A 12,057-nucleotide genomic window follows, 5' to 3' on the forward strand; every position below is an offset into this window, starting at 1 on the left:
TAATGATAGCAATCAGAGATATAAATGAGCTTATTTTTACTAATTATATTATTGTCATGATGGTGTCGTCGTTAAGTCGTATTCCTGTCGTCACGATTACATAGCTGATTGATGTATTAATTTAAGCAATGACTCAATTAACTCTAAGGTGCTATTGCTATGAATAATAAAGTTAAAATATTGAGATTACAAAGAGCATGGTCTCAAGATCAATTAGCTCAATTGTCATCACTTAGTATAAGAACTATCCAGCGAATCGAAAATGGTGAAACGCCTAGTTTAGAGACGCTTAGTGCTCTTGCCTCAGTTTTTAATGTTAGTGTGTCTGAACTCTCATCAGAAGTCTTGATTGAAAGTTCAGAGCTAGATAATCGAATTACCCTAGCCAAAAAGCGGGTAGAGGATGAAGCCAAATTATTTAAAAATATAATTATTGCGATTATAGTCTGTGGTGTAATTTTGATTGTTAATTTTCTTTTCACTCCTCATCGAAATTGGCCGATTTGGCTGATTAGCATTTGGGGGGGGATTTTAGTGATAAAAGCGCTTAAATTGTTCTTTCTTGATGAAATGGTGAATCGATGGAAAGCAAAGCGATTGAGAAAGATAAGTAATCGTTGAAATATGGCCGAATGCATATTTTCACTTAATTACTCATGTAACTCACAGAATGCTATTTCAAGTCCTATTTAAATACACTATTTAACGTATAATCAATTAATTGACGGTTTATATGTCTTTTATCTTGTTGACGATGTTCTACCCCTAGCTTTTGATGGGATTGTGATACTCAATTTATTAGGTGAGATATGTTGGATTTTTTGAAAAATTACGATGCTTTAACGAGTAGCGAAAAAAAGGTACTGAAGTATCTCACCGATAATATTGCGGATATTCCTTACTTAAATATCAATGAATTAGTCGCTAAGACTTTTGTCTCAAAAACGGTGATCATTAATTTATCTCAAAAATTAGGATTTAGTGGATTTAAAGAGCTTAAGTTCCAAATTAGTAATCATATTTTAACGGAAAATAAAAAAGATAAAATTAATTCATCCTCTTATAAAAAACAATTAGAAAAGAATATTACTAAAAGTTTTACCTTGATTAATGAAGAGCAGATCCATGATTGCGCTAAGCTTTTGCGCAACTCTAGAAATATCTTTATTGTTACAAGGGGAACCAGTAAAGCGGTTGGCTATTATCTTGAGCACTTGCTGTTTGCGCTGGGGCTACACTGTTTTTTCATTAATGATTACAATTTGTCTGACACCTTCACTCGTTTAGTCAATAAGGACGATACAGTGATATTTATTTCTCTCTCTGGGGGAACCAAAAAAATTATTGAAACTGCAAAAATTGTACAATTAAAAGAAGCGAATATCATTAGTATGACTGCTTTTCATACCAATGAATTAACGACCTACGCGAATAATACTCTATTTTGTTTTTCAGATAATCACGATACGAAAAAAGATGACACAAAATCAAGGATAGGCTTTTTTATTTTAGCGGATTTACTGATAAACGAATTAGAAAACTTAATTTAAATTTTATAACAAATAATTAGATTATAGTTGTGGCACTCTTTTATATTAATAAGCCATTAAATAAGAAGTCAGCACTGATAACTAGAAAATAGTTAAAAATCAATCAAATACCCTCAAAAATGACATGGGTCATAATTAATGACCTGAGATAACATTTAAAACCGCAACAGCATTTATTTCACTGAACTCCCAGTGCTAGTATCCCTATAGTTTCTACATTCTAAGTCATAAGGAAAAAATATGGCCAGAAGAAAGTTTAGTGATTCAATTCAGCGCTTTGGGAGGACTTTGCTTCTTCCAATTGGCGTTTTAGCTCCAATCGGTATGATTCTAGGGATCAGTGGTGCTTTAGTTCAAACATATATGATTGCTCGATTTCCTTTCCTTGGAAATGAAACCGTTAATGCATTATTAGTCAGTATTCGTGCTATTGCAGGTGTTATTTTTGACAATATTCCACTCCTTTTTGCGATGGGTGTTGCCTATGGCATGAGCCAAAGAGATAAAGGAATCGCAGTTTTTGCCTCTGTTGTCGGGTATTTAACCTTGATAATTACCATTAATATTTGGTTAGTGCTCAATGGTAAGCTCGCTGATGTTGCCATTATGACGCAAGTGGGGCAGATCAAGGTTTTAGGTATACAAACCATGAATATTAGCGCCGCAGGAGGGATTATTACCGGCCTAATTGCATCTTGGGCAACGGATAAATTCTATAATCTCGAACTGCCCACTGCGTTTGCTTTCTTTTCAGGGAAAAAATCAGTTTCAATCATCATGATTGGACTCATGATTGCGGTTGGCGCGTTTCTACCGTTTATTTGGGAAGTATTAGTTCTTGGTTTAATGAAATTATCAGCAGTGATCCTGAGTCCTGTGGGGCCATTCTTTACTGCAGCGGGTGAACGACTGTTTATTCCATTCGGTTTGCACCATGTTTGGAATGTGCTGTTTAGATTTACTGAAGCGGGTGGTTCTTACGTTATTGATGGGCAAACCTTTGTTGGTGTTGTGCCTGCGATGACTGAAGTGTTATTTAAACAAGGGCCAAATAGTGAATATTGGGCAATGATGCCAAGCTTAACGCGCTTTATGGCTCAACAACAAATGTTGGTGACTTTATTTTTATTCCCTGCAATTGCTCTTGCAATATATAAGACATCAAGGAAAGAAAATCGCGTTGAAGTTAAATCGATGCTAGTCACGATGGTATTAACGGCAATGTTAGGTAACGTCACTGAACCGTTAGAATTTACCTTCGTCTTTATTGCACCACTCTTATATTTAATCTACGCGGTTATTGTCGGCATTGGTGCGGTTCTGCTCTCTTTAGCTGGTGTTGCTATTGGCTATATTCGAGGAACAATTTTTGATTTCACCATCTTCGGTTTGCTCTATGAGAATACTAACTGGATTTTCTTAGTCATTATTGGAACGAGTTTGGCTGTTATCACGTACTTTATTTTCTGCTGGGCGATTGTCAAATTTGATATTAAAACGCCAGGAAGAGAAGAGTCGAGTAATCTTAAAAATACATTAATCAAAGAAAAGCGTTATGGCGAAATTGCAGATCTTCTTATTAAAGCGTTAGGTGGCAAAGACAATATTCGTAATGTTGATAACTGTATTACCCGACTACGTATTGATATTTCAGAGGTCAATGTAATTGATAAAGAGTTGATGTTGGAGTCAGGATGTACAGCATTTTTCTTTCCTGCGGCAAACCATATTCATGTTGTATATGGACCGAAAGTAGAATTTGTGCGAAATGCTGTTGATGAAGCGATGAAGAAATAGAGAAGGGATACATGATGAGAGCGTTATATGATTCTAAAAGTAAAACAATTGATGATCGCGGCATAAAAGCGCTGCTATCCAATGAAGCCAAATATTCAACTTGGTTAATGTTTGAATCAATGCTAGCTCAAGCTCAAGCTGAGCAAGGTTTTATTCCACAATCAGCAGCTGATGAAATTAAGCAAAAAGCAAAAATTGAGAATATTGATTTTGAAGAAATGAACCGTATTTATCAAAAAATCGGTCATGGTTTTGTGCCTTTTTTAAAGGTTTTAGTGAATGCATGTTCAGAAGAGAGTGGTAAATATATTCATTACGGGATTACTACTCAAAACATACAACAAAGTTCACAGCTGTATATGATGAAAACAGTGCATCATAAGTTTATGTTGCTTTTAAGTGAGATTATCGAAAATTTATCAAACTTAGCATCAAAAACCAAAACAATGGTAATGGCGGGGAGAACCCATGGGCGTCATGCGATCCCAATTACTTATGGATACAAAGTCTCCGTGTGGATAAGTGATTTTATCGATTGTTACCAAAGAATGAAAGAGTGTGAAAAGCGTGTATTTACTATCATGATGGGCGGTGCAGTTGGGGCGTTTAACTCGATGCCCGGTGTCGGTATTGCCGTTCAAAAAAGAGTCGCTGAACTTACAGGTATGGAAGCTATGGAGGTTCCATCAAGGAATCTTAGCACCCATAAATTAGAATATATCTCTAATTTAGCGTTGATGGCGAATATTTGTCATAAAATTGGTGAAGAAGTTTACAGTACAACATTAGAAGAAATTGCGGAAGTCTCTGAAGGGTTTACTAAAGGTACCGTCGGTAGTAGCACGATGCCACATAAAATTAATCCTAAATTAGCTAAAGGTATTATCGCAAATTCTCAAAAATTGTATTCGTTGCCTAGCGTCGGAATGTACTCTGCGGTCAGACCTTATGAAGGTGATAGTAGCTCATACATGCTATTTGATGGGCTACTTGAAGAGGCGCTCGAACTGACAACAGAAATTTTACTGAGAACTGAAGAACTTTCTAGAACTATCGTGCCTCATGAGGAAAGGATGCTACATAACGTATTAAGAAACAAGGGATTAGATAATACTGAATACGTTATGATGAAAATGGCAGAAAAATTAGGTAAAGATAAAGCACACTCTTTATTGTATGACGAAGCGATTAAAACCGCCGCAGATGGAGAGGATTTTTATACTAACTTAATCAAAAATGAGGTTATTACTGCCGCGTTTAGTTGTGATGAAATTAAGGAAATGCTTGATCCTCGCGCTTACATTGGTTTGTCTGCTGAAATAGCAGAAAAAGAATCAAAACGTGGACTTGCTATCGTTCAAGAAATCAAGCAACAGTATAAATAAGCCGTAACTAGCTTAGGTTAAAAGCTAACTAATGCGTTATTTGTTGGCATGAAGTGGTTGCCTTACATTGAAAAAGTGATGTGGTGTAAGGCAATTTACCGATATCTATAATTCTCAATTATCCCTTGTTGTTTATTAGCTCATCACTATTATCCGTTTTTCCTCTCTCACTGTTTATAATTTATCCTAAATGTGGATAGCTCAATTGATAAATTAACAAAATAACGCGAATAATCACTAATTAGGGCTGTTCAGCTGTACGAATAATGATTAAAGTAAATTTAGTTAATAATGAAGAGGAAAACTTATGCTGTATATCTTCGATATGGGTAATGTGATTATTGATATCGACTTTAATCGTGTTTTTGATAAATGGGCTGAACTCAGCGATACCCCGAGTGAAGAAATCAGATCACGATTTACGTTTGGGAATATCTTTCAATTACATGAGTGTGGAAAAATTTCAGATATAGAGTTTGCTGAGCTACTTTGTGAAGAAATCGGGATCACTCTGAGCTTCGAAGACTTTGCCGAAGGTTGGCACTCGATTTTTATTTCGTTAAGACAAGAAGTTATCGACATTATGGAACGCCTGCGTGAGCAAGGACATCGAGTTGTCGTCTTATCGAATACCAATCGCCTGCATTTAGACTATTGGCCGCAGCATTATCCTGAAATTGCCGCTTCCTCTGATTTCCTCTATTTATCTCAAGATTTGGGAATGCGTAAACCTGACCCTGAAATTTTTAAATATGTGCTGCAATCGGAGGAGTTCGATGCCTCTGAGGCTATCTTCTTTGATGACATAGAAGAAAATGTGAAGGCCGCGCAATCCCTTGGTATTAAAGGCGTACATGTCTTAAATAAGGACACTATTCCTGAATATTTCCGCACTTACGACTTTAGTGCAGAAGTTGAATAATATACTGATTTATCACAGTGGAGTAGCTTAGTCAGTTACTCCCTCTTTTTGTACAGAGTTATCATGATTGCATTGATTCAGAGAGTCACTCACGCGAGTGTTATTGTCGATGAGAAAATTATTGGCCAAATTGGTTCAGGATTACTGGTTTTACTTGGCGTTGAAAAAGATGATGATGAACAAAAAGCAAAACGCCTATGTGAAAAAGTGCTAGGTTATCGTATTTTTAGCGATGATCAGGGCAAAATGAACTTAAATGTTCAACAAGCTGGTGGAAGCTTATTGGTTGTTTCTCAATTTACATTAGCGGCAGATACCAACAAAGGGATGAGACCGAGCTTCTCTGGTGGTGCGGAGCCTGAGCGTGCTGAAGAACTTTATACGTATTTTGTACAACAAAGTCGCCAGTTAGGTATCGTCACTGAAACAGGGCAATTTGCCGCAGATATGCAAGTGAGCTTAACCAATGATGGCCCTGTGACTTTCTGGCTGCAAGTGTGATCCAAACTATTAAAGGGGAAACAATGTACCATCTGCGCACACCGAAAGATGATATTGAATTTGCAGCTTATTACCAATTCCGTTGGGAAATGTTGCGTAAACCCTTTAATCAGCCTCTTGGTTCTGAGAAAGATGGTTATGACCTGACCGCTCATCATCAAATGGTTGTTGATGATAAAAATCGAATTCTTGCTATTGGTCGTTTATATATCAATGCCGATAACGAAGGCGCAATACGCTTTTTGGCTGTGAACCCGGTTATGCAGGGAAAAGGGCTAGGTAAATTAATTATCATGGCGCTTGAATCTACGGCAAGACAAGAAGGTGTAAAACGGATTGTTTCTAGCGTAAGAGAAGAGGCGGTTCCATTTTTTAGTAAAAATGGGTTTGCAAATAGAGGAATTGTCGCGGGTGAGCTGAAAACACCTGTCCGTCATTACCTAATGATTAAGCCGATTGAAACGTTAGATCAAATTTTACATCGACCTGATTGGTGTGGTGAATTGCAGCAAGCTTGGTATAAATACATTCCATTGAGCGAAAAAATGGGTGTACGCATTGATCAATACACGGGCAAACGTTTTATTACCACAATGCCAGAAGCGGGCAATCAAAATCCGCATGAAACTATTTTTGCGGGTAGCCAGTTTTCCCTTGCGACACTTACCGGTTGGGGGCTAATTTGGTTATTAATGCAAGAACATCAGTTGGGGGGCGATATCGTTCTGGTGGATGCGAATATTCGCTATGCTAAACCAGTAAGTGGTAGGCCAACAGCAGTCGCTGATTTATCGAATCTTAGCGGTGATCTTGATCGTCTCGCAAGAGGTAGTAAAGCTCGCGTGAAACTCACCGTTGAGGTTAGCGGTGCGGAAAATCAAGTTGGGGCGGTATTTAGTGGTATTTATATGGTTTTTCCTGTTACCGAACCCAAACAAGATGCTTAACTTTGTATGATATAGCAATACGATACAAAAATAGCTAAATACGATTAAAAAGGCAGGTCAGCTAAATATGCGAGACCTGCTTTTTTATTGATTGGTAACCTACATCGCGATTAACTTATTATATAGTGGATTATTACGTAATGAATCTATTGTGCCACTAATGATGGTATTTGCAGCTCTGTAGGTAAAGGGCTCTGTGATGTCGATAATGCTTCTGGTTGTATCATCGAAGGCTCTGAGGTTTCAGATTCAACGGATGAAGTCACTTCACCTTTAATAACCGTGCGATACATGCGCTTACCTTGCAAAGGGATTGCCATAAGTTCACCATTTGTACTTTTAGCTAGTGAGGTCGCAAGTAAATCCCCTTGTAATGTGACATCAAAATCACCCAAAGTCTGAGGTGGGAAACCTTGCCATCCCCATTGATTTAAGTCAGCTAAATCAATGTTTGTTCCCGATGCACGCAGCAAAAATGGGATTTTTTTAGGTTCTTGTTTTACTAATAACCCAAGCTTGCTAATACCCTTATCGGTACTCACTGTTAAGCTGGCCGCCGCAGACGATTTTCCACTTTGACGGATTTCCATAAATGGGCGGCGTACCAGAACTTGGTTAATTGTGCCGCTATCTGCATTGAATGTCGCTTTACCGCTCCAAATTCCCCATTGTTTTTGTTTAATCAGATCAACGTTTTCAATGTTGGCACCGAGCGCTGTAAACTCAAATGGAAATTGCGGTTGGATATTCATTAGCAGTGATTGTGATAGTGTAAATTTTTTGATGGATATGCCAGAAAGCCAAGAGGGGGCTGGTTGTGCGAAAAACTCAAGCCAATTCTCTGGTAAGGTATATAAAATACCGGCTAATTTAGCATCAGCGATGGTGAGTATTTTATCATTACGTTGCCAAGTGCCACTTAGGTTAAATATCCCTTTGTTATAGTAGCCTGATAGTTTCTCAATATTGATATTATCAGTATCGATATTAAGCTCACCAATCAATGTATCTAGCTGCTGTTCTTTAATAACCAACTGATCCATATTGAAGCTAATCTTGCTTTTCGGGCTACTCCAGCTTCCTCTAACAAAACTAATTTGATCTATTTCAGTGCTGAGCCCTGCTAGCGCCCAATCTTTACCTTGAATATCGATATTTGTAAGTTCAAGATTTTTAATCTGTAGCGGATTATTACTATTGATAGCATCAAATAGGTTGTCAAAAGTGAGATCATTTTGCCAGCCCACTTTATTCATGATGAGACGATCAATATTGATTGAACCATCGGTGAAGGCTTTTCCTTCACCTGCAATATAGCCATTATTAAGGTAGCCGCTCGCTTGGCTGATTTCGGTGACCTTTTCCTGTAACTTTCCAGTGATTGCTACATTTCTAAACGCTAATTGATTAATGCTCATCTGGCTAGTCGTAAAACGAAAGTCACCGTAACCAAAAGGGTGGTTTATTGTTGGATGCCACGGGGTGATCCCTCCCGTGAAGCCAGATACTTGTATCGTTTTATTTGCTTGTTTTAATTGAAGCTGGCTATTTTCAAATTGCAGGATATCAGCGGATAATGGAATTTTTGTCGAATTTTCAGCACTAATTGCAGCAATTTCCCCTTGGGTAATTACTAAACGTCGAATTGCGGTGCCGTTAAAAATATTACGCCAATTGACATCAATGACGATTTGGCGGGCACTTAATGATAAATCTTTATTTTGCGATTCTAATTTAACATCTTGAAAAATAAATTCGCCCGCATTCGAAAACTCATGGCCCATGATACCGACCTCGATATCATAATCAGTAAATTTACTTAAAAATTGGCTTGCATAGGAGGCACCCCAGCGAGTTTGCAGCCCTATATAGGCGAAGACTATCACCAGTAAAAATAATAGAAGAGCGTATGCAATTAGCTTAGTTAACCATTTCATCATCTATACCTGTGATACTTCAAGTTGTCGGAGCGTTGGCTTTATTGGCTACTTATTACTTAAAGTAGCTATCCGTTAAATGTCGAGCAATTAAGGATAGCATACAGAAGAACCGCCAGAAGATTCAACTCTGGCGGTAGAATGATGGACTATTTTTCGAGGGGAAAGATTAAATTCAGAACAATTGCAGTAAGACCGCCAGCAGCGATACCTGATGAAAACAGTGTTTTTAGCCAGTCAGGCGCAAATTGTAATATCAATGGTTGCTGAGAAACGCCCATTCCAACGGCCAAAGAAAGCGCAATAATCATAATGGCACGGCGGTTAAGTGGCTCACGGGATACAATTCGAACACCCGAAGCGGCAATGGTGCCAAACATCACAATTGTGGCACCGCCTAGAACGGGTTCAGGAATTTGTTGCACAAAACCTGCGACCGCAGGAAACAAACCAAGTAATACCAGCATCGATGCGACAATATAACCGACATAACGACTTGCAACGCCAGTTAGCTGAATGACACCATTATTTTGGCCGAAGCAAGAATTTGGAAAGGTATTGAAAACAGCCGATACCATCGAATTCAAACCATTGGCTAAAACGCCGCCTTTGATACGTTTCATATATAACGGGCCTCTAACTGGCTGCTCAGAAACGTCCGACGTTGCGGTAATATCACCAATAGTTTCTAAAGATGTCACCATAAAAATTAAAATCAGCGGGATAAGCAGATTCCAATCAAATGACAAACCATAATAGAAAGGCTCTGGAATAATGATAATTGATTGTTTGGCCTCAGCAGCTTGAGCCGCCGGCAGCATATCCATCCACCAAGCAACGAGATAACCCACTGCCATCGCAATGACGAGAGATGCAACGCGTAAATAGGGGTTCTTTTGTCGATTAAGTAAGATAATGACCGCGAGTACGACACCGGCAAGGATTAGGTAGTCAGGAGAGCCAAAGGTATTGTCGCTGATAGCGCCATAACCGCCGCCAATAGAGGTCAGGCCAACTTGAATGAGTGATAAACCGATAATCATCACGACAACGCCTGAAACTAATGGCGTAATGACGCGGCGAGCTAAGTGTAGAAAGCGAGATAAAATAACTTCAGCGAGTGCAGCAACGAGTAGCGTGCCAAATAGAGCTGCCATCATTGATGGAATATCTGCTCCGCCTTGTTTAAGTGCAACACCCCCCATAATCAAAGGTGCAACAAAGTTAAAGCTCGTGCCTTGAATCGAAAGTAAGCCAGAGCCAATAGGCCCCCATGCTCTAATTTGTATTAAAGATGCTATACCCGATGCAAATAACGACATACTGATTATGCGCTGAGTATCGTGAGCTGGTAGTCCTAACGACTGGCAAATTAGCATTGCAGGTGTAATAACGGCAACGAACATTGCAAGAAGATGTTGCCCAGCAGCAAATAGCGCTTGAGGCAGTGGTGGCCTATCTTCAAGCCGATAAATCAATTCACTTTGTGGTTGTGCCGTTGTTTCAACGTTCTGTTTTTCAGACGCTGTTGTGTTCATTATTTTATTTCCTGCCGCCAAAAAACGCATTGTAAATGGACTAGCCCAAAAAGCAATCGTTTGCGTAAAATATTTTTTTTATTTTTTAAATTGATAACATCACATTTTTATATGTTTTAACTTGTGTTTAGTGTAGATTTTTTTTCTAATCCTATCACCTGCTTTGGCGTTTTAAGGAAGAAATTAACGTCTTATTTAGTTTTATATAATATTAACAACAGACGAGGTACGTACATGTATCATCTTGATGTCTACGGTACTCTGGTAGCAGCTACGCTAGTGTTATTGCTTGGACGTAAACTTGTAAAATCGGTTCCCTTTCTTGAGAAGTACACAATTCCTGAACCCGTTGCGGGGGGATTGTTAGTTGCTTTTAGTCTTTTACTTATTAAGCAACTTTTTGATTGGAGCCTTTCTTTTGACTTATCACTGCAAGAACCCATGATGCTAGCATTCTTTGCTACAATTGGTTTGAATGCGAATTTAGCCAGTTTAAAAGCTGGTGGCAAAGCGTTATTTATTTTTATTTTTGTCGTTGTAGGCCTATTGCTAGTGCAAAATACAGTCGGTATCGCACTTGCAAAATTATTGGGTTTAGATCCACTCATGGGGCTGTTAGCCGGATCAGTAACTTTATCAGGTGGGCATGGTACAGGTGCTGCTTGGGGTAAAATCTTCGTTGAAGATTATGGTTTTAAAAGTGCAACTGAAGTTGCTATGGCTTGTGCAACCTTTGGTTTAGTTTTAGGTGGCTTAATCGGTGGGCCTGTTGCACGTTTCTTAATTCGCAATATCCCAACGCCAGGCACTGCATCAGATGAGCAAGATGTACCAACGGCATTTGAAAAACCCCAATCTGGTCGTATGATTTCATCAATGGTATTAATTGAAACCATTGCTTTGATCGCTATTTGTTTGTTGGCTGGGAGCTATATTTCAGAGCTTTTAGCAGGAACCGCGTTTGCTTTACCTAAATTTGTCTGCGTGCTTTTTGTCGGTGTCATTTTAAGTAATAGTTTGTCTTTACTAGGTTTTTATCGTGTTTTCGATAGAGCCGTCTCTGTTCTTGGAAACGTCAGCCTTTCATTATTCCTTGCTATGGCATTGATGAGCTTGAAGTTATGGGAATTGGCGTCTTTAGCCATTCCAATGATTATTATCCTTGCGGTACAAGCTTGTGTGATGGCAGGTTACGCGATTTTTGTGACCTTCCGTGTTATGGGCAAAAATTATGATGCTGCCATTTTAGCGGCTGGGCATTGTGGTTTTGGTTTAGGGGCGACTCCGACCGCGATTGCTAATATGCAAGCGGTAACCGATAAGTTTGGACCATCTCATTTGGCATTCTTAGTGGTGCCAATGGTCGGTGCATTCTTTATTGATATTGTGAATGCACTCGTGATCAAACTTTACCTATGGTTACCTATTTTTCCAACGATCGGTGGGTAACATTTTTTAAAAACAATAATATATAGCAGGT

The 12,057-nt window shown here is 38.7% G+C and carries 10 protein-coding genes; 8 read left to right on the forward strand and 2 right to left on the reverse strand.

All coding sequences use genetic code 11. The annotated features are described in order from the left end of the window. Positions 1-159 precede the first annotated feature (159 nt). From DD649_RS11375 to fabY, 7 genes are all read left to right on the forward strand, one after another. Positions 160-621, forward strand: a complete 462-nt coding sequence (locus DD649_RS11375; protein ID WP_336430721.1) for a helix-turn-helix domain-containing protein — start codon at positions 160-162, stop codon at positions 619-621. A 188-nt stretch (positions 622-809) separates the two neighbouring features. After that, positions 810-1,550: a MurR/RpiR family transcriptional regulator gene (locus tag DD649_RS11380; protein ID WP_294107130.1), complete on the forward strand. Its 741-nt coding sequence runs from the start codon at positions 810-812 to the stop codon at positions 1,548-1,550. A gap of 240 nt (positions 1,551-1,790) precedes the next feature. Then, complete coding sequence (locus tag DD649_RS11385; RefSeq protein WP_294107131.1) at positions 1,791-3,347, forward strand: PTS transporter subunit EIIC; 1,557 nt, start codon at positions 1,791-1,793, stop codon at positions 3,345-3,347. A 14-nt stretch (positions 3,348-3,361) separates the two neighbouring features. Beyond that, positions 3,362-4,732 carry an adenylosuccinate lyase family protein gene (locus DD649_RS11390; RefSeq protein WP_294107188.1) on the forward strand — a complete coding sequence of 457 codons (1,371 nt, stop codon included), beginning with the start codon at positions 3,362-3,364 and terminating at the stop codon, positions 4,730-4,732. Between the two features lie 307 nt (positions 4,733-5,039). Continuing rightward, entirely contained in the window at positions 5,040-5,654 is a 615-nt protein-coding gene (gene yihX / locus DD649_RS11395) for a glucose-1-phosphatase (RefSeq protein ID WP_294107132.1), read from the forward strand. Between the two features lie 63 nt (positions 5,655-5,717). Then, the gene (gene dtd / locus DD649_RS11400; protein WP_336430726.1) at positions 5,718-6,155 is read left to right on the forward strand and encodes a D-aminoacyl-tRNA deacylase; all 438 of its coding nucleotides are present in this window, start codon (positions 5,718-5,720) and stop codon (positions 6,153-6,155) included. Positions 6,156-6,178: 23 nt separating this feature from the next. Continuing rightward, entirely contained in the window at positions 6,179-7,102 is a 924-nt protein-coding gene (gene fabY / locus DD649_RS11405; protein ID WP_294107133.1) for a fatty acid biosynthesis protein FabY, read from the forward strand. 146 nt (positions 7,103-7,248) lie between these two features. Here the strand turns inward: fabY and DD649_RS11410 are convergent, their stop codons facing one another. Both DD649_RS11410 and DD649_RS11415 read right to left on the reverse strand, forming a co-directional pair. Beyond that, a complete protein-coding gene (locus tag DD649_RS11410; RefSeq protein WP_294107134.1) occupies positions 7,249-9,039 on the reverse strand; it encodes an AsmA family protein in 1,791 nt (596 codons plus the stop codon). Between the two features lie 149 nt (positions 9,040-9,188). Continuing rightward, a complete protein-coding gene (locus DD649_RS11415) occupies positions 9,189-10,577 on the reverse strand; it encodes a uracil-xanthine permease family protein (RefSeq protein ID WP_294107135.1) in 1,389 nt (462 codons plus the stop codon). Positions 10,578-10,811: 234 nt separating this feature from the next. Here DD649_RS11415 and gltS point away from each other — a divergent pair, with 234 nt between their 5' ends. After that, positions 10,812-12,026: a sodium/glutamate symporter gene (gene gltS / locus DD649_RS11420; protein ID WP_294107136.1), complete on the forward strand. Its 1,215-nt coding sequence runs from the start codon at positions 10,812-10,814 to the stop codon at positions 12,024-12,026. The last annotated feature ends 31 nt before the right edge of the window (positions 12,027-12,057 follow it).

Origin of the sequence: Providencia sp. (genome assembly GCF_003533305.1) — a bacterium.
Taxonomy (GTDB): domain Bacteria; phylum Pseudomonadota; class Gammaproteobacteria; order Enterobacterales; family Enterobacteriaceae; genus Providencia.

Excerpts from the sequence above, each read along its gene's own strand:
- DD649_RS11375 (WP_336430721.1), top strand. The coding sequence starts at position 160 with ATGAATAATAAAGTTAAAATATTGAGATTACAAAGAGCATGGTCTCAA.
- DD649_RS11380 (WP_294107130.1), top strand. The coding sequence starts at position 810 with ATGTTGGATTTTTTGAAAAATTACGATGCTTTAACGAGTAGCGAAAAA.
- DD649_RS11385 (WP_294107131.1), top strand. The coding sequence starts at position 1,791 with ATGGCCAGAAGAAAGTTTAGTGATTCAATTCAGCGCTTTGGGAGGACT.
- DD649_RS11390 (WP_294107188.1), top strand. The coding sequence starts at position 3,362 with ATGAGAGCGTTATATGATTCTAAAAGTAAAACAATTGATGATCGCGGC.
- yihX (WP_294107132.1), top strand. The coding sequence starts at position 5,040 with ATGCTGTATATCTTCGATATGGGTAATGTGATTATTGATATCGACTTT.
- dtd (WP_336430726.1), top strand. The coding sequence starts at position 5,718 with ATGATTGCATTGATTCAGAGAGTCACTCACGCGAGTGTTATTGTCGAT.
- fabY (WP_294107133.1), top strand. The coding sequence starts at position 6,179 with ATGTACCATCTGCGCACACCGAAAGATGATATTGAATTTGCAGCTTAT.
- DD649_RS11410 (WP_294107134.1), bottom strand. The coding sequence starts at position 9,039 with ATGAAATGGTTAACTAAGCTAATTGCATACGCTCTTCTATTATTTTTA.
- DD649_RS11415 (WP_294107135.1), bottom strand. The coding sequence starts at position 10,577 with ATGAACACAACAGCGTCTGAAAAACAGAACGTTGAAACAACGGCACAA.
- gltS (WP_294107136.1), top strand. The coding sequence starts at position 10,812 with ATGTATCATCTTGATGTCTACGGTACTCTGGTAGCAGCTACGCTAGTG.